We start from the raw sequence: 22,293 nt of genomic DNA, 5'->3' as shown, positions 1-22,293 counted from the left end.
GTTCAGCGGCTGCCGAGCGTGTAGCCGGCCTCGGACACCGCGGCCTCGAGCACCTCGAAGTCGACGGGCTCGGTGCTCGTCACCGTCATCTGGCCGCCGTCGAGCAGCACCTTCACCTCCTGCACGCCGGGAACGCCCAGCACCTCCTCGGTGACGGCCTGGGTGCAGTGCTCGCAGGTCATGCCGGCGACGACGTAGTCCTGGGTGGTGCTCATCTGCTGCTCCTCGATCGGGTAGGGCTCGGGCTGGTGCTCGGGCTGGTTCTGGGGTGGGTTGCTCGGGTGGGGACGACGCCGCGGTCCGGTGGATCGCCGCGTGGGGACTTCCTCAGGAACGGACGAGCCGCGCGATCGCGTCCGCGGCCTCGCGGACCTTCTCGTCGGCCTCGGGACCACCGGTCCGGGCGGCCTCGACGACGCAGTGGCTGAGGTGGTCGTTGACCAGGCCCAGCGCGACCGACTGCAGGGCGCTCGTCATGGCCGAGACCTGCGTGAGGATGTCGATGCAGTACTTGTCGTCCTCGACCATCTTCTGCAGACCACGCGCCTGGCCCTCGATGCGGCGCAGGCGGCGCAGGTAGTCCTCCTTGCCCGCGATGTAGCCGCGGGGCGGGTGGGTCTCGGCCATCGGTTCCCCTTCCTCTGGTACCCCCAGAGGGTATGCCCGACCCCAAGGGAAAACCTGAAGATCGTTCTCAGGAAAGGGCTCCGGATGGTGGAAAACGTGTGGGAACCGAACTCCCGTAGCGGGCCGCAAGGGCGCTGTCAATGTCAGGAAGCGGTCATGCCGGAGTCGGCCACAGCGCCTCGGAGAAGTTTTCCTCCACCGACGACTCCCGGCGTTCGCCCTGGTCAGGACCCGGTTGTGCCCTCCCCCCGAGCAGAATCCCCAGAGTTGTCCCCAAGCTGTGCACACGCCCTCAGCGTGTCCTGCACAGGGGGCACCTACTTCTCCACAGGGGCTGTGCACGGCCGTCTGGCTCTCACAGGGAAGGGCGCGTACGGTCGCCTGATCCCCCGCGCCGGCGGGTCGGCCACGTGAGGCCGGGACGAGGAGCATCATCGGTCCCGGAGTCGCTCTGACAGGAGCAGCGAGCACGCTGCGAGAACTGTCAGCGGCGGCTCCTACCGTCGTCCCGTCTGCACGTGGTGGCCCGTCGGCGGAGCCGCGCGCAGGCGGCGGACGGGGCAGCCGCCCCGCGACCGTGGGGCGTGTCGAGCAGAAGGAGCGTGGCCGGTGAGCCTGGCCGAGGTGATGCCGCCGTACTCGGAGACGAGCCGGCCGAACGACCGCACCCCGCCCCAGGACATGGACGCCGAGCAGAGCGTCCTCGGCGCGATGCTCTCCAGCAAGGACGCCATCGCCGACGTCGTCGAGGTCGTGCGCGGCGTCGACTTCTACCGCCCCGCCCACGAGCTGGTCTACGACGCGATCCTCGACCTCTACGGCCGCGGCGACCCCGCCGACGCCGTCACCGTCGCCGACGAGCTGACCAAGCGCGGCCAGATCGCCCGCGTCGGCGGCCCCGGCTACCTCGTCGACCTCATCGGCTCGGTCACCGTCGTGGCCAACGCCTCCTGGTACGCGCAGATCGTGCGGGAGAAGGCGGTCCTGCGCCGCCTGGTCGACGCCTCCGTGCGCATCAACCAGATGGGCTACGCCGGCGAGGGCGACGTCGACGAGATCGTCGACCGGGCGCAGGCCGAGGTGTACGCCGTCACCGACCGCCGGGCCGCCGAGGACTACAAGTCCCTGGCCGAGCTCATGCAGCCGACGATGGACGAGATGGAGGCCATCGAGAACCGAGGCGCCGGCCTCGCCGGGATCTCCACCGGCTTCGCCGACCTCGACGAGCTGACCAACGGTCTGCACGGCGGCCAGCTGGTCATCGTCGCCGCGCGTCCCGGCTGCGGGAAGTCGACGCTGGCGCTCGACCTCGCCCGTTCGTGCTCGATCAAGCAGGGCCTGACCTCGGCCATCTTCAGCCTCGAGATGAGCCAGATCGAGATCACCATGCGCCTGCTGTCGGCGGAGGCGAGCGTCCCGCTCGGCCACATCCGCGGCGGCCGGATGAACGACGACGACTGGCAGCGCGTCGCGCAGAAGATGGGCCAGGTCGAGTCGGCGCCGCTGTTCATCGACGACTCGCCCAACCTGACGATGATGGAGATCCGGGCCAAGGCCCGCCGCCTCAAGCAGCGCCACGACCTGCGCCTGATCTGCATCGACTACATCCAGCTGATGACGTCGGGCAAGAAGGTCGAGTCGCGCCAGCTCGAGGTCTCCGAGTTCTCCCGCCAGCTCAAGCTGCTGGCCAAGGAGCTGCAGGTGCCGGTCGTCGCGCTCTCCCAGCTCAACCGTGGCCCTGAGCAGCGCACCGACAAGAAGCCGATGCTGTCCGACCTGCGTGAGTCCGGCTCGCTGGAGCAGGACGCCGACATGGTCATGCTCCTGTCGCGCCCCGACCTCTACGACAAGGAGTCCGAGCGCGCCGGCGAGGCCGACTTCGACGTCGCCAAGCACCGCAACGGCCCGACCCGCACGCTCACCGTGGCCTTCCAGGGCCACTACTCGCGCTTCGTCGACATGGCGCGCTGAGCCCTTCGGTCCCCTCGGACGACTGCTCAGCCAGAGTTCCTCGTTCTCTTCCCGCCCTGCAGTCCTGGCTGAGGTCGTGCATCTCACGTTGTCGTGAAATGCACGGCGTGCCCGGTGCTCCGGACCTGCGCCCGCGACGCGATCTCGTGTGAGGGCCATCCCGTACGGCCCCTCGCACCGAACCGTCCTCGGGGGCCTAGCCAGGGGTCCAGGTCGACGGCAGGGAGGTGTGCGATGGAACCGTCTCGGTCCCGCTGGTCGCGCCGAAGCCTGCTGCTCGGCGGGGCGGCGCTGCTGGCCGCGGCGGGCTGCGCGCCCGGAGGCGCACGGACCGGAGGCGCACGGAACGGGGGCGGGACGGACCAGCAGGATGTGGGGGTGCAGACCATCCACTACGGGGACCACCCCGCCCAGTACGCCGAGCTCAGCCTGCCCGCCGGCACCAGCCTGGTGCCGGTCGTCGTCGTCGTCCACGGCGGCTTCTGGCGTGACGCGTACGGCGCGGACCTCGGCCGGCCGCTCGCCCGCGACCTCGTGAACCGGGGCTGGGCCGCCCTCAACGTCGAGTACCGCCGGGTGGGCGGCAGCCCCACGGACGGGGGCGGCGGCTGGCCGACCACCTGCCTCGACGTCGCCGCCGCGGTCGACACCCTCGCCGTCGAGGGCCAGCGCATCGCCGGCGGCCGCCTCGACCTCGGCCGGGTCGTCGCGCTCGGGCACTCCGCCGGCGGCCACCTCGCCGGCTGGCTGGCCAGCCGCGCCCGGCAGGCGGAGGGCGCACCGGGGGCGAACCCGCAGGTGACGCTGTCCGGCGCCGTGATCCAGGCCGGCGTCGTCGACCTCGAGGGCGGCTTCACCGCCGACCTGGGCGGGGGAGCGGTGCGCGGCTTCATGGGCGGCAGCCCGGCCGAGCTGGCGGAGACGTACGCGCAGGCCTCGCCGATCGACCGGGTCCCGCTCCACGTGCCGACCGTGTGCGTGCACGGCCGGTCGGACGACGTCGTCCCGATCGAGCAGTCCCAGGCCTTCGTCGCCGCCGCGCTGGCCGCGGGCGACCACGCCGAGCTCAAGCCGTTCGACGGCGACCACATGGACGTGGTCGACACCGAGCACCAGGGCTGGGAGCTCTGCGTGGAGGCCCTGCAGCAGCTGCTCTAGGGCCTCATCGGGACCTCGGGCCTGGGTGGCAGCCGGTAGACCCGCGCTGCCGTCCCGCCGAGGACGGCGGCCCGCTCGGCGTCGCCCAGCCCGGCCAGGCTGCCGCGCACCGCCTCGACGACCACGGCGTACGGCGCGTGGCCCAGGCTGACCGGCCAGTCGCCGCCGAGCATCAACCGCTCGGGACCGAACGTCTCCAGCGCCGCCTCGACGAGGGGTCGCAGCCGCTCGGCGCTCGGCTCGACGCCGGCGGCCAGGGCGGCGTCGAGGCCGGAGAGCTTGGCGACGGCCTGCGGGTGCCGCGCGACCTCGGCCAGGCCCTGCCGCCACGCGTCGAAGGCGGCCGGGTCGGCCGGGCGCCCGGCGGCGTCGAGGTCGAGGGCCGGCTTGCCCAGGTGGTCGAGGACGACGACGAGGTCGGGCAGGTCGTCCAGGACCCGAAGCAGCGCCGGCCACAGGTCCGGCCAGGCGTCGGGGACGTCGAGCGGCAGCCCGCGCTCGGCGAGCAGGGCGAGCGTCGCGCGGACCGCGGGAGCGTCGAGCCGGGTCGGGTCGGGGTCGTCGTGCAGCAGCTGGCGGATCCCGGCCAGGCGCCCGGTCGCGGACCAGCGGTCCAGCAGACTCTCCGCCGCGTGCGGGTCCCGCAGGGGCACCCAGGCCACGACGCCCGCCACCCAGGGGTGCTCGTCCGCCGCGGCGAACATCCGCTCCGAGTCACCCGCCGTGTCGGCCGCCTGGACCAGGACCGCCTCGTCGACGCCGCCCGACGCGAGCGTGGCGCCGGCCTGCTCGGCGTCGAAGTCTGTGTGCACCGGGCCGAGGTCGGGGGTGTTCCAGCCGTAGTCGCCCGTGCCGAGCTCCCACAGGTGCAGGTGGGCGTCGACGATCCGAGCGCCTGGTGTCTCCGGCAGCGTCATGCGCCCGTCCCGCCGTCTGCGCCCTGCAGCGCCGCGAGCTCCTCCCACAGCGACTCGGGGACCTCCTCGGCGGAGCGGGCCACGTTCTGGCGGACCTGCGCCGGCGTGTCCGCGCCGACGACGACCGACGCGACGGCCGGGTGGCGCAGCGGGAAGTGCAGCGCGGCGGTCGGCAGGCTCGTGCCGTGCCGGCGGCAGAGGTCGGCGAGCCGCTGAACCCGTTCGAGGACCTCGGGCGGCATGGCGCCGTACTCGTACGGCAGGTCGCCGCGGGGCACGTCCTCGGCCAGGGCGCCGGAGTTGAAGACGCCGACGGCGACGACCCGGACGCCCGCGGCGAGGCAGGCGGGCAGCAGCTCGGCCGCGGCCGGCTGCTCGAGCAGGGTGTAGCGGCCCGCGAGCATGACGACGTCCGGCAGCCCCGTCCGCACGGCGGCGAGCAGCGCGTCGACCGACTTCGTCCCCACCCCGATGGCGCCGACGGCCCCCTCGGCCCGGAGCCGCGCGAGCCCTTCGAGCCCCTCGACGACGACCGCGTCGAGCGCCTCGCCCTCGGCGACGTACTCCTCGGGGTCGTGGAGGAAGGCGACGTCGAAGCGCTCGATCCCGGTCCGCTCGCTGCTCTCGGCCAGGCTGCGGCGCACGCCGGCCTCCGAGGCGTCCCAGACCCGGCGCCGGTCGGCCGGCACGAAGAAGTCGCTGTCGCGCTGGCCGGCGGTGGCCGGGCTCGGCTCGAGCAGCCGGCCGACCTTGGTCGACAGCAGGTACTCCGCGCGCGGCCGGGTCGCGAGCGCCTGGCCGAGACGGCGCTCGGCCAGCCCGAGGCCGTAGTGCGGGGCGACGTCGAAGTAGCGGGTGCCGGCGTCCCACGCCGCGTCGACCAGCGCGGTCGCCTCGGCATCGCTGATCGGGCGGTAGAGGTTGCCGAGGGCGGCGGCGCCGTACCCGAGCGGGGGCAGCGCCACGGCGGGGGTCCGGTCCGCGCTCACGGCAGCGACCAGACCTGCGGGAGGCCGTGGTCGTCGCCGGAGTAGTCGTCCTCGACCTCCAGCAGCTCGGCCATCCGGCCCTGCCAGGCGACGTTCACGGGGTCGTCGGCCAGCGCGTGGCGCATCGCGGCGTAGTCGACGACCTCGACGAGGTGGAACAGGTCCCGCCCGCTGCGCCAGATCGACCAGCCCACGACGCCGGCCTCGCGGAGCCGGGCGTCGAGCGCGTCGGGCACCCGGGCGTGGATGCGCTCGTAGTCGAGCTCGCGCCCCTCCTTGAGCCGGGTGTGCAGGGCGATGCGTTCGACCACGTGGTGCTCCTCGCGCCGGTGGGGCGGTGGTGCCGGGCGGTGGGCGGACGCGTACGGTCGCCCGCGGTCCAGGGCGGTCCGCGGTCGGCAGACCACACCCCGAGGTTCCCGGCCAGAGGTCAGATGTATCACGAGACGCCCGCGACCTCTAGGCCTGGTTCGGGGGTATGTGCTCTAGGTTGAGGAGAAGACAGCCGATGTCTGACCGCTTCGAGGAGGACGCGTGAAGTTCCAACGCCGAGGGCCGCTGGGCTCGGAGCAGCCCGTGGTCGTCACCGACGACGGGGCGTTCGACCTCCGTCCGCTCACCGCTGACGTCGACGCCGCCTTCCTGGCCGGCGGCGGACTCGCCGCCACTCAGGAGGCTCTGGGCGCCGGCCGGCTGCCCCGCCTGGACGACTTGCCCGAGCGGGTCGGCGCACCGCTCGCGCGTCCCGGCAAGATCGTCTGCGTGGGGCTGAACTACCGCGACCACGCCGCCGAGACCGGCGCGGCGATCCCGGAGGAGCCGATCCTCTTCATGAAGGACCCCTCCACGGTCGTCGGGCCGTACGACGACGTCCTGCTGCCGCCGACCAGCCGCAAGACCGACTGGGAGGTCGAGCTCGGCGTGGTCATCGGCGCCACCGCCCGCTACCTGCCCGACGTTGACGCCGCCCGCGCGGTCATCGCCGGCTACGTCGTCTCCCACGACGTGTCCGAGCGCGAGTACCAGCTGGAGCGCGGCGGCCAGTGGGACAAGGGCAAGTCCTGCGAGACGTTCAACCCGCTCGGACCCGACCTGGTGCCGGCCCACGAGGTGGACCCGTCCGCGCTCGGCCTGCGCCTGTGGGTGAACGGGGAGCAGCGCCAGGACGGCACCACGTCGGACCTGATCTTCGGCGTCGACCACGTCGTCTGGTACCTGAGCCAGTTCATGGTGCTGCGGCCCGGCGACCTCATCAACACCGGGACGCCGGCCGGCGTCGCCCTCGGTCTGCCCGACCAGCCCTACCTCACCGACGGCGACGTCGTGGAGCTCGAGATCGACGGGCTGGGGCGCCAGCGCAGCACCTGCGTCCGCGCGGAGGTGGGGGCGTGAGCGCCGACCTGCGGGCCCCCCTGGAGGGCCAGCGCGCCATCGTCACGGGCGGGGCCTCGGGCATCGGGGCCGCGATCGTCGAACGGCTGCTGGCCGGCGGCGCGCGGGTCGCGGTGCTGGACCGCGACATCACCCGGGCGCACGCCGACGCGGTGGCGGTGCAGGCCGACGTCAGCGACGACGCCTCCGTACGGGCCGGTGTCGCGGCCGCCGTCGACGCGCTCGGCGGGCTGACCACGCTGGTGAGCAACGCCGGCATCGGGGCCGCGGGAACCGTCGCGGACAACCCCGACGACGAGTGGCACCGCGTCTTCGACGTCAACGTCGTCGGCACGGTCCGCTTGATGCGCGCGGCCCTGCCGCACCTGCGCGAGGCCGGGCAGGCGTCGGTCGTCCTGACCTGCTCGGTCGCGGCGGACGTCGGGCTCCCGCAGCGCGCGCTCTACAGCGCGACCAAGGGGGCGGTGGAGGCGCTGACCCGCGCCATGGCCGCCGACCACCTGCCCGAGGGGATCCGGGTCAACTGCGTCAACCCCGGCACGGCCGACACCCCGTGGGTGGCGCGGCTGCTCCAGGCGGCCGACGACCCGGCCGCGGAACGTGCGGCGCTGGAGGCCCGGCAGCCCCACAAGCGCCTCGTCGCCGCCGCCGAGGTCGCGGCGGCCGTGGCGTACCTCGTCGACCCGGCGGCGTCCTCCACGACCGGGACGTCGCTGTCGGTCGACGGCGGGATGACCGCGCTCCGGCTGCGGACCTAGGTCCCGGCAGCCGGAGCGGGTGGCTCATCCTCGTGCTCGACCCGCTCCGGGTCGGCCGCGGGTCACCAGGAGTGCGCCTCCGGCGACGCGCCCGGGCCGATCCGGCGGCCCTTGTTGATGTTGAAGATGTCGTCGAGGCGCTCCATCACGGCGGGCTCGAGCACCAGCGACGCCGCCCGGTCGAGCCCGTCGAGCTGCTCGACGGTCCGTACGCCGACGATGGCGCTGTCGACCGCCGGGTGCTGCAGGACCCAGGCCGTCGCGACGACGCCGTCGGTCTCGCCCAGCTCGCGGCACAGCGCGGAGAAGTCCCGGAACTGCGAGTTCTCCGGGCCGATGTGGATGCCGTACTCCTCCTCGACCTGCCGCGTGCGGCTGCCGTCGAAGGACTCGGTCTTGCCCGTCAGCAGACCGCCGGCGAGCGGCATGTACGCCATGACGCCGACGCCGAGGTCCTTCGCCGCCGGCAGCACCTCCATCTCGGGGACGCGGCTCAGCAGGTTGTACTGCGTCTGCTCCGAGACGAAGCCGACGAAGCCGCGCTGCCACGCGTGCAGCTGCGCCTTGGTCAGGCCCCAGCCGGAGAAGTTGCTCGACCCGGCGTAGAGGACGTCGCCGTCGGCCACGGCCTTCTCGTACGTCCCCCACAGCTCCTCGTAGGAGACGTCCGGGTCGATGTGGTGGATCTGGTAGAGGTCGACGTGGTCGGTCTGCAGCCGGCGCAGCGAGTCGGCGAGGTGCTTGCGGACCTTGTACGCGGAGAAGCCGCGGCCCTCGTTCGGCTTCCACTCCGGCGTCATCGAGTGGTAGACCTTCGTCGCCAGCTGGATCTCGTCCCGCGCGCCGGGCCGGGAGGCCAGCCAGGTGCCGACGATCTCCTCCGAGCGGCCCTTGCCGGCCTCGGAGCCGTAGACGTTGGCCGTGTCGATGAAGGTGATGCCCATCTCGAGGGCCCGGTCGAGGATGCGGTGCGACTCCTCCTCGGTCGCCTTCGGCCCGAAGTGCATGGTGCCGAGGCAGATCTTGCTGACCGTCATCGTCGACCGGCCGAGGTTCGTGTACTCCATGGGTGTCCTTGTCGTGAGGGAGCACGGTGCGGCGGGTGCGCCGCACCGGTGGGTGAGGAGGTGAGGCGCTCAGGCGCGCCAGACGGGCCCGTCCGGGAAGAGGTGGTCCGACAGGCTGCGCGCGTGCATCTGCGCGCCGCCTCCCGGGACGGTCGGTGCCACGTAGTGGCCGTCGCGCACCTCGACGGGGGCCACGAAGTGCTCGTGCAGGTGGTCGACGAACTCGATCATGCGGTCGTCGGTGGTCCCCGACACCGCGACGAGGTCGAACATCGACAGGTGCTGGACCATCTCGCACAGCCCGACGCCGCCGGCGTGGGGGCAGACCGGGACGCCGAACTTCGCCGCCAGCAGCAGGATCGCGATGTTCTCGTTGACCCCGCCGACGCGCGCCGCGTCGATCTGGACCACGTCGACGGCCTCGGCCTGGAGCAGCTGCTTGAAGACCACGCGGTTGGCGACGTGCTCGCCGGTGACGACCTTGGTCGGTGCCACACCGCGGCGGATCGCCGCGTGGCCGAGCACGTCGTCAGGCGACGTGGGCTCCTCGATCCAGTACGGGGCGAAGGGCTCCAGCCGCTTCATCCAGTCGATGGCCGGGCCGACGTCCCAGCGCTGGTTGGCGTCCACCGCGATCTTGACGTCCTCGCCCACGGCGCCGCGCGCGAGCTCCAGGCGACGCACGTCCTCCTCGACGTCGGCGCCGACCTTGAGCTTGATCATCGGAAATCCGTCGGCGACGGCCTCCTTGGACAGCCGGACGAGCTTGTCGTCGGAGTAGCCGAGCCAGCCCGGGGTGGTGGTGTACGCGGGGTAGCCCTGCTCGAGCAGGCGGGCCCGGCGCTCCCGGCGTCCCGGCTCCGCGGCCCGGAGGATCTCCAGCGCCTCGTGGGGGGTCAGGGCGTCGGTCAGGTAGCGGAAGTCGACCTGCGCGACCAGCTGCTCCGGGCTCATCGAGGCGAGGAAGTCCCACAGGGGCTGGCCGGCCCGCTTGCTGGCGAGGTCCCAGGCGGCGTTGACCACGGCGCCGATGGCCATGTGCATGACGCCCTTCTCGGGGCCGAGCCAGCGCAGCTGCGGGTCGTGCACCAGCCGGCGGGAGAAGCCGCCGAGGTCGTCGCAGAGGTCGGCGACGCGCGTGCCGACCACCCGGTCGGCCAGCGCGGCGATGGCGTTCGCCTGCACGTCGTTGCCGCGCCCGGTGGTGAAGGCCAGCGCGTGGCCCTCGTGACCGTCGGGGTCGTCGGTCCGCAGGACGACGTACGCGGCCGAGTAGTCGGGCTCCGGGTTCATCGCGTCGGAGCCGTCGAGGTCGCGCGAGGTCGGGAAGCGGACGTCGAGCACGTCCATCGCGGTGACGGTCGCGGTGCTCGCTCCGGTGCTCGTCGGGGTGCTGCTGCTCGGCACGGGGCCTCCGGGGCTCGGGGCGCCGCAGGCCTCGGCGCCGGGACGATGGACGAGCAGCGGATCGTTACGAAACCGTAGGGGTGATCATGCGTCCGAGAAGGATCATAGACCTGATGTTTGCGGGTCGGAGACCAGGGCGCCGACAGGAGGGGGCCACATGGCCGCACCGCTGACCGAGGCCGCCATCGAGCGAGTCCGCCATCTCATCATCTCCGGGCGCCTGGTCCCGGGGGAGCGGCTGCCGGCCGAGGCCGAGCTGAGCGCCGAGCTCGGCGTGTCCCGCTCCAGCCTCCGTGAGGCGGTGCGGGGCCTGGTGACCGCCGGCGTGCTCGACGTCCGCCGCGGGGACGGCACCTACGTCACGAGCCTCACCCCGCACCTCCTGCTGACCGGCATCCAGGCCGCCGTGGAGCTGATGCAGGAGGACTCGATCCTCGACCTGATCGAGTCCCGCCGGCTCATCGAGCCCGGGGTGACCGCGCTCGCCGCGGTGCGCTCGAGCGCCGAGCAGCGCGCGGAGATGGCGCGGCACATCGCGCTGATGGCGGGGGCGAGCGCGCAGAAGGACCTGATCCGGCACGACACCGACTTCCACGCGACGGTCGCCCGGGCGAGCCACAACCCGGTCCTCGCCTCGGTCCTGACCGGCATCTCCAGCGGCACCGTCCGCACCCGGGTGTGGCGCGGGATCATGGACGCCGAGGCCAACCACCGCACCGTCGAGGAGCACCGCGCGATCCTCGCGGCGATCGAGGCGGGCGACGCCAACCTGGCCGAGGCCGCCGCGCTGGTGCACGTCGCGAGCGTCGAGAGCTGGCTGCAGACGATGGTCGCCAGCGGGGAGACCGAGCCCGACGAGGCCTCGGACCCGGATGCGGACCGGTCCTTGACTTCCGTTTGATCGGCGGTCAATACTCCCAGACATCAGGTGTTTGCCGAGCTGGCCGCCAGGATCGACGGCGCGCAGCGGGCTCGGGGGGCGCCGGCGCCGACAGACAAGGGAGTTCTGGGTGAGGAACGCACGTGCTCGGATGAAGGTCGCCGCCGCGGTGGCGTCGACGACGGTGCTCGCGCTGGGCCTGACGGCCTGCGGGGGCTCGGGAGGGTCGTCGGGCAGCTCGAGCAGCGGCGGCGTCACCACGATGACCTGGCAGATGTGGTCGGGCTCGGAGATCGAGACCGAGACGCTGAACCACCTGTCGGAGATGGTCACCCAGGCCAACCCCGACATCAAGCTGACGATCCAGACCTCGACGTTCCCGGACTACTGGACCAAGCTCGCCGCGCAGGCCAGCGGCGGCGACGTCGGCTGCATCCTCGGCGTGCAGGGCCCCCGGGCGCCCAGCATCACCTCGCTGATGCTCCCGCTCGAGCAGTCCAAGCTCGAGGCCGCCGGGATCAAGATGAGCGAGTTCAACCCCGCCATCTCCCAGGCGCTGCAGTCCGACGGCCAGCAGATCGCGATCCCGTACGACTTCGGGCCCCTCGTCGTCTTCTACAACAAGGACCTGTTCGCCAAGGCGGGGCTCAAGGAGCCCTCGACCACCTGGACCGTCGACGAGTTCGAGGCCGACGCCCGCAAGCTGACCACGGGCGGCAAGAACGGCTACGGCATGTTCCCCACCGTCGACCAGTTCGCGGCGTGGACGCTGACCCGCACAGGCCAGCAGCCGATCGACGCCAGCGGCAAGCTGCAGATCGACACCCCCGGGATGGTCGACACCTTCAGCTGGCTGCAGGGCCTGCAGAAGGACGGGGTCATCCCGCAGCTGCCGGCCACCACCGACACCAACGCCGCGCTCAACGAGTACATCGCCGGCAACACCGCGATGGTCGTCGACGGCCCCTGGCAGTACGGCAACATCGTCAAGACCGCGAAGTTCAAGCCGGGCGTCGCGGTCATCCCGGTCGGGGCGGGCGGCGGCACCTCGCACATCGCGGGCTCCGGCTACGGCGTCTCGAAGTCCTGCAAGACCCCCGACGCCGCGCTGAAGGCCATCGCGACGATCACCGGTCCCGAGGCCGAGAAGTACCTGGGCGAGGCGGGCCGTGCCTACCCGGCGCGGACCGCGCAGTCCGACGCCTGGTACGTCGGCGACCTCAAGGAGGCCAAGCCGGCGCTCGACGCGGCCATCGCCAAGTCGGAGCCGTTCCACTCCTCGCCCACGCTGACCCAGATCCAGACCGTGTTCCAGCAGTACGGGATCCCGGCCCTGAACGGCCAGCAGCCGGCGGCGGACTTCCTCAAGCAGGTCCAGCAGCAGGCCGGCGGGCAGTAGCCGGCGGTGCGGGAACGGCCGCCCGGTCCTGACCGACCGGGCGGCCGCTGCCCGTCACCCGCCCCGTACGCCTGCCGCCGCACGCCCCGCTGACGAAGGAGCTGGACCATGACGCTCGTCGCGCCTGCCGCCGCTCGTGCGGCGACCCCCGGCCAGACGGCCGCCGGGCGCCGCGCCGGCCTGACCGCGCTGGGGTTCCTGGCCCCGAGCGGGCTCGGCTTCCTGATCTTCACGCTGGCGCCCATCGTGGGCTCGATCGCGCTGGCCTTCTTCTCCTGGCCGATCCTCGGCGACCACACCTTCGTCGGCGGCAAGAACTTCGTCACCCTGGTGACGACCGACCCGGTCTTCTTCCGGGCGCTGCGCAACACGGTGATCTTCGTCGTGCTCTACGTGCCCGTGAACTTCGTGATCTCGCTCGGGCTCGCGGTGTGGATCTCCCCGCGGATCCGGCTCCGGGGGCTCTACCGCGTGCTCTTCTTCCTGCCCGCAGTGACGCCGATCGTGGCCAACGCGCTCGTCTGGCGGCTCATGCTGCAGCCGAAGGGCCTCGTCGACGACGTGCTCACCGCGTGGTTCGGCCTGGGTCCGACCAACCTGCTGGGCGGCCAGGTCTCGGCCATGGTCTGCGTCGTCGCGATGTCGGTGTGGCAGGGCTTCGGCTACAACATGCTGGTCTTCTCCGCCGGCCTCGACGCGATCAACCCGAACCTCTACGAGGCCGCCGACATCGACGGCGTCAGCCGGTGGCGCCAGTTCTGGACGATCACCGTCCCGATGCTCTCGCCGTCGATGTTCTTCGCGGCGGTGCTGACCATGATCACGTCGTTCCAGGTCTTCAGCCAGCCCTACATCCTCACGGGCGGCGGGCCGGGAGCGGCGACCCAGACCATGGTCATGTACATGTACCAGAAGGGCTTCCAGTTCTACTCGCTCGGGATGGCCTCGGCCATCTCGACGGTGCTGCTGATCATCATCGTCCTGGTGACGGGTCTGCAGTTCCTCGGCCAGCGGAGGTTCGTCCACTATGACGGCTGAGGTCCAGGGCGCCGCGCGCCCCACGCTCACCACCCCGGCGGCAGCGCCGTCCCGCGCCCGCGGCCGGCGGACCAACAAGGTGGACCGGTCCCGGCCAGCGCCGCTGTCGCAGGCGCTGCTGACCCTCGTCCTGCTGGTCTTCATGGTGCCGTTCGTCTGGATGGTCGCCACGTCGCTCAAGCCGGGCAGCGAGGTGTTCGCCTCGCCGCCCAGCCTGGTGGGCAGCCAGCTCCGCTTCGCGAACTTCAGCGAGGCCTGGAGCTACGTCCCCTTCGGCCGCTACATGGCCAACGGGATGGTCGTCGCGGTGCTGGGCACCCTGCTCGTCTGCGTCACCTCGATCCTCGCGGCGTACGCCTTCGCCCGCCTGGAGTTCAAGGGCCGCGAGCTGATCTTCCTGCTCTACCTGATCACCCTGATGGTGCCGCAGGAGGTCATGATCGTCCCGATGTTCATCCTCATGCAGCAGCTGGGGTGGACCAACAGCTACCAGGCGCTGATCCTGCCCTGGGCGTTCTCGGCCTTCGGCACCTTCCTGCTGCGCCAGTTCTTCCTCAACATCCCCAAGGAGCTGGAGGAGGCGGCGCTCGTCGACGGCGCCAACCGGCTGCGCATCCTCACCTCGATCGTGCTGCCGATCGCCCGTCCGGCGGTCGCGGTGCTCGCCGTCTTCACCTTCATCAACTACTGGAACAGCTTCCTCTGGCCCTTGATCATCACCAACTCCACCGACCTGTTCACCGTCCCCGTCGGTCTCAACGGGTTCCTCGGCCAGCAGGGCAGCCAGTGGCACCTGCTCATGGCCGCGTCCACCATCTCGATGCTGCCCACCGTGGTGATCGTGCTGCTCCTGCAGCGCCACCTCGTCCGGGGCATCGCCCTCTCCGGCCTCGGAGGTCGCTGAAGCACATGGGTTCGTTCTTCCCCCGCCGCACCATCCACCTGGACTTCCACACGGGCCCCGACGTGCCCGACGTGGCCGTCGACTTCGACCCGGGGCGCTTCGCCGCCACGTTCGCCGCGGCGCACGTCGACAGCGTCACGGTCTTCGCCAAGTGCCACCACGGGCTGCTCTACTACGACACCGACCGGCCCGAGCGGCACCCCGGGCTGGCGCGCGACCTCGACCTGCTGAAGCAGCAGGTGGACGCGCTGCACGCCGTAGGCATCCGTGCGCCGGTCTACCTCAGCGTCCAGGTCGACGAGCACGCGGCGACCACGCACCCCGAGTGGGTGGCGATGGACGCCGACCTCAAGCTCGTCCGCTGGGGCGAGCCCAGCCGCGCGCCCGGCGGCGCGTTCGTCGCCGGCTGGCACATCCTCGACATGTCGAGCCCCTACCAGCAGCTCCTCGTCGACCAGACGACCGAGGTCCTCGAGCACCTCGGCGTCGTCGACGGGCTGTTCCTCGACATGTGCTGGGACCAGCCCAGCAGCACCCGGTGGGCGATCGAGGGCGCGCTCGAGGCGGGCTTCGACCCCGAGACCGAGGCGGGCCGCTCGGCGTACGCCCGGGCCAACGCGCTGCAGTACATGCGGCGGTTCCAGGACCTAGCCGCGCCGTACCTGAGCCCGGACGTCGCGTCGGGGGTGTGGTTCAACAGCCGGCCCAAGACCAACCTCCACGTCGAGGCGGCGCTGCTCAAGCACGTCGAGGTCGAGTCGTTGCCGACCGGCGGCTGGGGCTACGCCTACCTGCCGTACGTGGCCCGCTTCGTCCGCCCGCTCGGGCTGCCCACGCTGAGCCACACCGGACGGTTCCACCGCAGCTGGGGCGACAACGCCTCGCTCAAGCCGCAGGCCGCGCTCGACTACGAGACCTCCCAGATCCTGAGCCTCGGCCTGACCAACGGGGTCGGCGACCTGCTGCACCCGCGCGGGGTGCCGAACGCCGCGGTCTACGAGCGGATCGGCGCGGCGTACGCCCACGTCGAGGCCTGCGAGCCGCACCAGGAGGGCACCGAGCCCGTCGCCGAGGTCGCGGTGGTCGTCGACCCCGAGCTGGGCGACGCCCCGGGTGCGGCGGGCATCGGGGCGGTGCGCGTGCTGCAGCAGCTGCGCCACCAGTTCGCGATCGTCCCGCCCACGGCCGACCTCGCGCCCTACCGCCTCGTGCTGGTGCCGGAGACGACCGTCGTCGACGAGGCCCTGCGGGCGACGCTCTCCGCCCACGTCGAGCGGGGCGGTGCGCTGGTGCTGGTCGGCGACGCCCTGGTCGGCGACGACGGCGAGGTGAGCGTCCCGGAGGCCGGGGTCTCGGTGCACGGGCCGTCGCCCTTCGCCAACACCTTCCTGCGCTCGGTCTCGCCGGACCTGCCCGACCTCGGCCAGGACACCGTGGTCTACGACCGCGGGCTGCGGATGACGCCGTCGGAGGGCACCGAGGTGCTCGTCGGCACCGTCGAGCCCTACTTCGACCGGACGTGGGCCCACTTCTCCGGGCACTCCTACACCGCGCCCGACCAGCTGTCTCAGTGGGCGGCCGTCACGCGCCGCGGGCAGGTCGTGGCGGTCGCCGCGCCGCTGCTGCTGACCTACGGCCGGCTCGGCAACGAGGTGCACCGCCAGGTCCTCGGGCACGTGCTCGACCTGCTGCTGCCGCGCCCGGCGCTGCGGGCCGGCGGTCCGCTGCACCTGGAGACCACGGTGCGCCGCGGGCCGGACCGCACCGTCGTGCACCTGCTCAGCTATCTGCCCACCCGAGTGGGCAGCGGGCTCGGCGCCGAGATCGACCTGGTCGACGACCCCTTCCCGCTGGTCGACGTCGACGTCGAGGTCGCCTGCGACACCGAGCCGCGCACCGCGACGCTCGAACCCGCCGGCACCCCGCTGCCGCTGGCCTGGGCCGACGGCGTCGCCCGCACCACCGTGACCGTGCTCGACGGCCACGCCATGATCGTCCTCAGGAGCTGACCCCGTGACCGAGCAGACCCCGTCCGTCCCCTCGACCATCCCTTCTACGAGGGTCGAGCAGACCGACACCCCCGAGCTCTGGGCCAGCCTCCAGCGGCCGCTGCCCGACTGGTACGCCGGCGCGAGGTTCGGCATCTTCATCCACTGGGGCGCCTACTCCGTGCCCGCCTGGGCCGAGCCGAGCGGTGCGCTGGGGCTGGTGCCCGAGGACGTCTGGTTCGCCCACAACGCGTACGCCGAGTGGTACTTCAACACCATCCGCATCGCCGGCAGCCCCGCCCAGCAGCGCCACCAGGAGCTGTACGGCGGCGCGCCGTACGACGACTTCCTCGACGCCTGGAGCGCCGCGGACTTCGACCCGGCCGACTGGGCGCGGCTGTTCGCCTCCGCCGGCGCCGAGTACGTCATCCCCACCACCAAGCACCACGACGGCATCGCCCTGTGGGACGCCCCCGGGACGGGCGCGCGCAACACCGTGCACCGCGGCCCGAAGCGCGACCTGATCGCCGACATCGCCGACGCCGTACGGGCCGAGGGGCTGCGGTTCGGCGTCTACTACAGCGGCGGGCTCGACTGGTCGACCAGCGTCTTCCCGCCGCACACGAAGTTCGACGAGGTGAGCGGTCTGCGGCCGCGCGACGCCGCGTACAACCTCTACGCGCTGCGCCACGTGCAGGACCTCGTCCACCGCTACTCACCCAGCGTGCTGTGGAACGACATCGAGTGGCCCGACGCCGGCAAGCGCGGCGGCCCCGACTCGCTGCACGCCCTCTTCGAGGAGTACTACGCGGCGGTGCCCGACGGCGTCGTCAACGACCGCTGGGGCGACACGCACCACGACTTCGCGACCAGCGAGTACGAGTACCACCTCGACTCCGAGGACAGCGGCGCCTGGGAGAACACCCGCGGCATCGGCTTCTCCTTCGGCTACAACCAGGCCGAGGACGAGAGCCAGTCGCTCGACGCCAACGGCATCGCCAAGCACCTCACCGACGTCGTCTCCCGCGGCGGGCGGCTGCTGCTCGACGTCGGCCCCACCGCCGAGGGCACCATCCCCGGCGTGCAGCGCCGCGCGCTCGAGGGCCTGGCCCGCTGGATGGGCGAGGCGGCGCCCGTGCTGCGCTCGTCGAGCCCGGCGCCCGCCGGCCTCGTCCAGCCCTCGCAGACCGGCTGGGTGCGCTGGCTCGCCACGCCGGGCCACCTCGTCGCCGCCGTCGACGGCGGCACGGGCGTCGACCTCGGCGTCGGGGCGGACGCGGTGGACGTCGACGGGCTGCGCGTCTTGAACGGTTCCGCGGAGCTCCGGCAGGACGGCGGCCGGCTGACGGCCGAGGTCACGCCCACGACCGACGGCCCGGCCCTGCTCGTGCTGCCGACGCGATGAGGTCGGCATGACGACGCCCCGCAGCACCACGTGCCGCTTCGAGCCCGACCCCGACGGCGTCGACCCCGCGCAGGTGCCGCGCGTCCCGCTGGCCGGAGGCGCGACGCTGCCCGCCGTCGGGATGGGCACCTTCGGCTCCGACCGCTACGGCCCCGAGGACGTGGCGGCCGCGGTCGCCGACGGGCTGCGCGTCGGCTACCGCCTGATCGACTGCGCCGAGGTCTACGGCAACGAGGCGCAGGTCGGTGCGGTGCTCGGCGACGCCCTCGCCGGCGGGCTGGCGCGCGACGAGCTCTTCGTCGTCTCCAAGGTCTGGAACGACCACCACGCCCCGGCCGACGTCGCCGCCGCGGCCCGGCGCAGCCTGACGAACCTCCGCCTCGACCACCTCGACGCCTACCTGGTGCACTGGCCGTTCCCGAACCACCACGGTCCGGGCGCCGACGTCGCCGAGCGGGACCCGCACGCGCGGCCGTACGTCCACGAGGCGTTCATGGAGACCTGGGCGGCGATGGAACGTCTCGTCGACGAGGGCCTCGTCCGCCACCTCGGCACGTCGAACATGACCATCCCCAAGCTCCGCGGCGTCCTGGCCGACGCCCGGATCGCCCCGGCGGTCAACGAGATGGAGCTGCACCCGACGTTCCAGCAGGGCGAGCTGTTCCAGTTCTGCCTCGACCACGACGTACGCCCCCTCGGCTACTCGCCGCTCGGCTCGCCCTCGCGCCCGGAGCGGGACCGGACCGAGGCCGACCTCGCCGACGCCGACCTGCCGGAGGTCCGCCGGATCGCCGAGCGGCGCGGCGTCCACCCCGCCGTCGTCTGCCTCCTCTGGGCTGTCGCGCGGGGGCAGGTGCCCATCCCGTTCTCGGTCAAGCGGCCGCAGTACCTGTCGAGCCTGCAGGCCGTGGTGTCCGACCCGCTCACGCCGGAGGAGCAGGACAGCCTGCGCGGCGCGGAGCGCAACAACCGCCTGATCAAGGGGCCCGTGTTCCTGTGGCCGGGCGCGGGCTCGTGGCTGGACCTGTGGGACGTCGACGGGACCATCCCCGGCTGGGACGGCTACGGCTCGCCGACCGCTCGCTGAACCTGCGGCCCGGTCCACCCCGGCCCGTGTCCGACGCCTCGACCCCTGTTCCCCGGAAGGGCTCCATGCTCCTGCACACCCTGCTGCACCCGCCGCTGCTGGCGGCGCTCGCCGCCTCCGGCCACGGCGGCCAGCTGCTGCTGGCCGACGGCAACTACCCCGCCACCACGATCCGCCCGCCGCACGCCGAGGTCATCCACCTCAACCTCAGCCCCGGGGTCGTCGACATCGACACCGTCCTGCGCGGGGTGCTCGACACCGTCCCGCTCGAGTCGGCGGTGCTCATGCGCTCGCCCGACGGCGCGGCGGTGCCGGCCCACGACAGCTACCGCGCGCTGCTCGGTCCCGGCGTCGAGGTCACCGAGGCGGAGCGCTTCGACTTCTACGACCTGGTCCGCAGCCCGAGCGTGGCGACGGTCGTGGCCACGGCCGACACCCGGATCTGCGCCAACCTCCTGATCACCATCGGCGTCCGGACGCCGAGCACCTGAGCCCGCCCGGCGTCACTCCTCGGGGTCGCGCCACCAGACCACCGTCAGCCCGGGCCGGCGGGTGACCTCCGCCCGTGCGATGCGCTCCGGGTCGGCGACGAGCAGGACCTCCCGCACGCGGTCGTCGCCCTGCGTGTCGCCCAGGGCCACGTCGAAGACGACGACGACCTTGACCTCGCCCCGGTGGCGCCAGACCGCACCGGGCAGGCCGTCGACCAGGGCGGGTGCGAGCGCCCGGGCGCGACCGTCGTAGAAGCGTGCGACCGCCTCCGCGCCGTCGATGCGCGCCACCGACCCCATCGACGCGGCCGCGGCGTCGGAGCGCACGACGGCGTCCGGGTCGAGCACCGCGAGCAGGTCGGCGAAGCGCCCCTCCTTGGAGGCCGCGAGGAACGCGTCCACCACCTCGCGGCGCCGACCCCGCGTCGGCGGGTCGGCAGCCGGCGCGCCCTGCACCCGGCGGCGCGCGCGGCTGGCGAGCTGACGCGCCGCCGTGGGGGAACGGTCGATCACGGGGCCGATCTCGTCGAAGGGCAGGGCGAAGACGTCGTGCAGCACGAAGGCCAGCCGCTCCGCCGGACCGAGGGCGTCGAGCACCACCAGCAGGGCCGTCCCGACGGCGTCCGCCGCCTCCGCGTACGCCTCGGGCCCGGGTTCGGCGGCCACGACCGGGTGGACGGCCTCGTCGTGCACCAGCTCCGGCCGCGCCCGGCGGGCCCGCAGCACGTCCAGGCACACCCGGCTCGTCACCGTGGTCAGCCAGCCGCCGAGGTTCGTGACGGCGGCTGGGTCAGCGCCGTCCCCCGACCGCTCCTGCGACCCGGTGCGCGAGCGCTGCAGCCGCACCCAGGTCTCCTGCACCGCGTCCTCGGCGTCGGCCCGCGAGCCGAGCAGGCGCTGGGCCACCGCCACCAGGCGGGGCCGCTCCGCCTCGAACTCTCCCGCCAGGTCCCGCTCCACGCCGTTCCCCTTCCCTCGCACCGCACGTCACCCTGCCTGACGCGCCGGCGCGCACGGACGTGACGCCTGCCCGGCCCCGTGAATCAGCCCGCTCAGATGAGCGCGCTCGCGTACTCAGAAGGGATGGACACGAGGTGCGTCCGAGGCTGATCTCCCCTAGCGTGAGCGCACCGGGGCCGGCCCGGGGTGATTGGAGCGTGAGATGCCTGTTCTCGACCGATTCCGACTCGACGGCCAGGTCGCCGTCGTCACCGGCGCGACCCGCGGCCTGGGCCGCGGCTTCGCCACGGCGCTCGGCGAGGCGGGGGCCAAGGTCGTCGTCGTCGGCCGTGACGACCCGCTGGGTGCCGAGGTCGTGGCCGACCTGGAGGGCCGCGGGATCGAGGCCGTCTACGTGCACGCGGACATCACCGTGACCGCGGACGTCGAGACGATCCTCGCCCGCACGCTCGAGCACTTCGGCCGGGTCGACATCCTCGTGAACAACGCCGGCACCTGCGTCCACGCGCCCGCGCTGGAGGTGACGGCCGAGGACTGGAAGTCGGTCATGACCACCAACGTCGACGCGCTCTGGACCTGCTCGCGGGTGTTCGGCAAGCAGCTGACCGAGCAGGGCCACGGCACCATCGTCAACATCGGCTCGATCTCGGCGCTCATCGTCAACCGGCCGCAGTGGCAGCCCGGCTACAACGCCTCCAAGGCCGCCGTGCATCAGCTCACCAAGAGCCTCGCGGCCGAGTGGGCGCCCTACGGGGTGCGGGTCAACGCGCTCGCCCCGGGCTACGTCAAGACCGACATGGCGCCGGTCGACGAGCCGCAGTTCCGGCGGATGTGGATCGAGGACGCGGCGATGCAGCGCTACGCCAGCGTCGAGGAGATCGCCCCGCTCGTCGTGTTCCTCGCCAGCGACGCCGCGTCGTTCATGACCGGCAGCGTGCTCGTGGCGGACGGCGGCTACACCCTCTTCTGAGGACCGTACGGGCGGGCGGGTCCGGCGCTGCGCAGGGCGCGGCCCGGGCCCGGGGCCGCGGTCGACCGGATCAGGGTCATCTGGGTGGAACCTCAGGCCTCGACCGGTGTCACGACCCCATCGGCGGCGGCCGCCGACGGGCTAACGTGGAAGGTCCTCACCTCGACACCCAGGAGCGTCCGATGAGCATGATCAGATCCATCCTCAAGACCGCCGTCGCGGCCAAGGTCGTGCAGATCGCCTCGCGCGAGCTGTCGAAGCCGGAGAACCAGCGCAAGCTCAAGGAGGGCCTCTCCAAGCTCTCCAAGCAGGCGCGCCGCCGCTGAGCCACCACCGACGCTGACGAGCCGGCCCGTCCTCCGACGGGCCGGCTCCTCTAGCTGCCCATGGCGGTCAGGACGCCGACCAGGACGACCACGAAGACGAGCAGCATCGCGCCCAGGATCGTCAGCCCGATGACGGCGGCCACCTTGCTGGTCCGCCCGCCCGTGACGACGACCGTCGAGCCGGTCGTGAGGTTCTGGAGCTTCTGCAGGTTCCAGCGGTTCGTCGCGTCGGGCGGCCCGGCCACCTCGACCCAGTCCCCGTCGCGCACCGTGCCGGACAGCGAGCGGCCGCGCATCAGCACGTCCAGCGGCTGAGGGTTGCCGGGCTCGGCCAGCCGGAACTCGAGCACCGTCAGCGACACGTGCGCGTTGTTGCTCGCGTACTGCGACTCCTGGCGGACCTGCACGCCGTACGCGCGACCGACGCGGGCGCCCGGCGCGGGCATGCGCGGCGGCTGCTCGGTCAGGGGCAGGGGCAGCGGCGGACCGCCGGGTTCCGGGCGGCGGTCGTCGCTCGGTCCGTAGCCGTACGGGGGCTGACTCATGCCCCGTATCCTCA

At 72.7% G+C, this 22,293-nt stretch carries 23 protein-coding genes; 14 read left to right on the top strand and 9 right to left on the bottom strand.

Annotation, left to right across the window (positions count from 1 at the left end; genetic code table 11):
* Window positions 1–2 precede the first annotated feature (2 nt).
* Together BMY04_RS04060 and BMY04_RS04055 are read right to left on the bottom strand one after the other, a co-directional pair.
* On the bottom strand, window positions 3–215 hold the full coding sequence (locus BMY04_RS04060) for a heavy-metal-associated domain-containing protein (RefSeq protein ID WP_091177764.1): 213 nt from the start codon (window positions 213–215) through the stop codon (window positions 3–5).
* Between the two features lie 112 nt (window positions 216–327).
* The gene (locus BMY04_RS04055) at window positions 328–627 is read right to left on the bottom strand and encodes a metal-sensitive transcriptional regulator (RefSeq protein WP_091177763.1); all 300 of its coding nucleotides are present in this window, start codon (window positions 625–627) and stop codon (window positions 328–330) included.
* A gap of 627 nt (window positions 628–1,254) precedes the next feature.
* Between BMY04_RS04055 and dnaB the strand changes: the two genes are divergently transcribed.
* Together dnaB and BMY04_RS04045 are read left to right on the top strand one after the other, a co-directional pair.
* On the top strand, window positions 1,255–2,598 hold the full coding sequence (dnaB, locus tag BMY04_RS04050; protein ID WP_091177948.1) for a replicative DNA helicase: 1,344 nt from the start codon (window positions 1,255–1,257) through the stop codon (window positions 2,596–2,598).
* Window positions 2,599–2,976: 378 nt separating this feature from the next.
* A complete protein-coding gene (locus BMY04_RS04045) occupies window positions 2,977–3,756 on the top strand; it encodes an alpha/beta hydrolase family protein (protein ID WP_170853975.1) in 780 nt (259 codons plus the stop codon).
* Here BMY04_RS04045 and BMY04_RS04040 read toward each other — a convergent pair.
* Genes BMY04_RS04040 through BMY04_RS04030 form a run of 3 tightly spaced genes read right to left on the bottom strand, consistent with a single transcriptional unit; the run spans window position 3,753 to window position 5,973 of the window.
* Complete coding sequence (locus BMY04_RS04040) at window positions 3,753–4,673, bottom strand: amidohydrolase family protein (RefSeq protein ID WP_091177761.1); 921 nt, start codon at window positions 4,671–4,673, stop codon at window positions 3,753–3,755. The two genes, BMY04_RS04045 and BMY04_RS04040, sit on opposite strands and share 4 nt — an antisense overlap.
* Complete coding sequence (locus BMY04_RS04035; RefSeq protein ID WP_091177760.1) at window positions 4,670–5,662, bottom strand: aldo/keto reductase; 993 nt, start codon at window positions 5,660–5,662, stop codon at window positions 4,670–4,672. Before BMY04_RS04035 ends, BMY04_RS04040 begins: the two co-directional genes overlap by 4 nt.
* A complete protein-coding gene (locus BMY04_RS04030) occupies window positions 5,659–5,973 on the bottom strand; it encodes an L-rhamnose mutarotase (RefSeq protein ID WP_091177759.1) in 315 nt (104 codons plus the stop codon). Before BMY04_RS04030 ends, BMY04_RS04035 begins: the two co-directional genes overlap by 4 nt.
* Window positions 5,974–6,196: 223 nt before the next feature.
* Between BMY04_RS04030 and BMY04_RS04025 the strand changes: the two genes are divergently transcribed.
* Together BMY04_RS04025 and BMY04_RS04020 are read left to right on the top strand one after the other, a co-directional pair.
* Window positions 6,197–7,054: a fumarylacetoacetate hydrolase family protein gene (locus BMY04_RS04025; RefSeq protein ID WP_091177758.1), complete on the top strand. Its 858-nt coding sequence runs from the start codon at window positions 6,197–6,199 to the stop codon at window positions 7,052–7,054.
* Entirely contained in the window at window positions 7,051–7,812 is a 762-nt protein-coding gene (locus tag BMY04_RS04020; protein WP_232506083.1) for an SDR family NAD(P)-dependent oxidoreductase, read from the top strand. The genes BMY04_RS04025 and BMY04_RS04020 overlap by 4 nt, the downstream gene beginning before the upstream one ends.
* Before the next feature lie 62 nt (window positions 7,813–7,874).
* Here BMY04_RS04020 and BMY04_RS04015 read toward each other — a convergent pair whose 3' ends face one another.
* Together BMY04_RS04015 and BMY04_RS04010 are read right to left on the bottom strand one after the other, a co-directional pair.
* Window positions 7,875–8,879 (bottom strand): aldo/keto reductase, encoded by a 1,005-nt coding sequence (locus BMY04_RS04015; RefSeq protein WP_091177757.1) that lies wholly within the window; start codon window positions 8,877–8,879, stop codon window positions 7,875–7,877.
* A gap of 69 nt (window positions 8,880–8,948) precedes the next feature.
* Window positions 8,949–10,286, bottom strand: coding sequence for an enolase C-terminal domain-like protein (locus BMY04_RS04010; protein ID WP_232506082.1), 1,338 nt, complete (start codon window positions 10,284–10,286; stop codon window positions 8,949–8,951).
* A 157-nt stretch (window positions 10,287–10,443) separates the two neighbouring features.
* Here BMY04_RS04010 and BMY04_RS04005 point away from each other — a divergent pair, with 157 nt between their 5' ends.
* The 8 genes from BMY04_RS04005 to BMY04_RS03970 all read left to right on the top strand — a co-directional run bounded on the left by BMY04_RS04005 (window position 10,444) and on the right by BMY04_RS03970 (window position 19,478).
* Window positions 10,444–11,187 (top strand): FadR/GntR family transcriptional regulator, encoded by a 744-nt coding sequence (locus BMY04_RS04005; RefSeq protein ID WP_091177756.1) that lies wholly within the window; start codon window positions 10,444–10,446, stop codon window positions 11,185–11,187.
* A 109-nt stretch (window positions 11,188–11,296) separates the two neighbouring features.
* Complete coding sequence (locus tag BMY04_RS04000; protein WP_139209735.1) at window positions 11,297–12,565, top strand: ABC transporter substrate-binding protein; 1,269 nt, start codon at window positions 11,297–11,299, stop codon at window positions 12,563–12,565.
* 108 nt (window positions 12,566–12,673) lie between these two features.
* Entirely contained in the window at window positions 12,674–13,603 is a 930-nt protein-coding gene (locus tag BMY04_RS03995) for a carbohydrate ABC transporter permease (protein ID WP_091177754.1), read from the top strand.
* Window positions 13,593–14,507: a carbohydrate ABC transporter permease gene (locus BMY04_RS03990; protein WP_091177753.1), complete on the top strand. Its 915-nt coding sequence runs from the start codon at window positions 13,593–13,595 to the stop codon at window positions 14,505–14,507. The genes BMY04_RS03995 and BMY04_RS03990 overlap by 11 nt, the downstream gene beginning before the upstream one ends.
* A gap of 5 nt (window positions 14,508–14,512) precedes the next feature.
* On the top strand, window positions 14,513–16,516 hold the full coding sequence (locus BMY04_RS03985; protein WP_091177752.1) for a beta-galactosidase trimerization domain-containing protein: 2,004 nt from the start codon (window positions 14,513–14,515) through the stop codon (window positions 16,514–16,516).
* A 4-nt stretch (window positions 16,517–16,520) separates the two neighbouring features.
* Window positions 16,521–17,900 (top strand): alpha-L-fucosidase, encoded by a 1,380-nt coding sequence (locus tag BMY04_RS03980; protein WP_198409918.1) that lies wholly within the window; start codon window positions 16,521–16,523, stop codon window positions 17,898–17,900.
* Between the two features lie 7 nt (window positions 17,901–17,907).
* Window positions 17,908–18,987, top strand: a complete 1,080-nt coding sequence (locus tag BMY04_RS03975; protein WP_091177751.1) for an aldo/keto reductase — start codon at window positions 17,908–17,910, stop codon at window positions 18,985–18,987.
* 65 nt (window positions 18,988–19,052) lie between these two features.
* The gene (locus tag BMY04_RS03970; protein WP_091177750.1) at window positions 19,053–19,478 is read left to right on the top strand and encodes an RbsD/FucU domain-containing protein; all 426 of its coding nucleotides are present in this window, start codon (window positions 19,053–19,055) and stop codon (window positions 19,476–19,478) included.
* 12 nt (window positions 19,479–19,490) lie between these two features.
* Here the strand turns inward: BMY04_RS03970 and BMY04_RS03965 are convergent, their stop codons facing one another.
* Window positions 19,491–20,438 carry a sigma-70 family RNA polymerase sigma factor gene (locus BMY04_RS03965; RefSeq protein ID WP_170853974.1) on the bottom strand — a complete coding sequence of 316 codons (948 nt, stop codon included), beginning with the start codon at window positions 20,436–20,438 and terminating at the stop codon, window positions 19,491–19,493.
* Window positions 20,439–20,640: 202 nt separating this feature from the next.
* On the opposite strand from BMY04_RS03965, the gene BMY04_RS03960 reads away from it, so the two are divergent.
* On the top strand, window positions 20,641–21,408 hold the full coding sequence (locus tag BMY04_RS03960) for an SDR family NAD(P)-dependent oxidoreductase (protein WP_091177748.1): 768 nt from the start codon (window positions 20,641–20,643) through the stop codon (window positions 21,406–21,408).
* Between the two features lie 182 nt (window positions 21,409–21,590).
* The gene (locus tag BMY04_RS22625) at window positions 21,591–21,734 is read left to right on the top strand and encodes a hypothetical protein (RefSeq protein ID WP_170853973.1); all 144 of its coding nucleotides are present in this window, start codon (window positions 21,591–21,593) and stop codon (window positions 21,732–21,734) included.
* Window positions 21,735–21,784: 50 nt separating this feature from the next.
* Here the strand turns inward: BMY04_RS22625 and BMY04_RS03955 are convergent, their stop codons facing one another.
* Window positions 21,785–22,279, bottom strand: a complete 495-nt coding sequence (locus BMY04_RS03955) for a hypothetical protein (RefSeq protein WP_091177747.1) — start codon at window positions 22,277–22,279, stop codon at window positions 21,785–21,787.
* Window positions 22,280–22,293 lie beyond the last annotated feature (14 nt).

The organism is Microlunatus flavus, assembly GCF_900110855.1.
GTDB lineage: Bacteria > Actinomycetota > Actinomycetes > Propionibacteriales > Propionibacteriaceae > Microlunatus > Microlunatus flavus.
The sequence above is the reverse complement of the archived record's forward strand: the minus strand, read 5'-3'. Positions and strand labels throughout refer to the sequence as shown.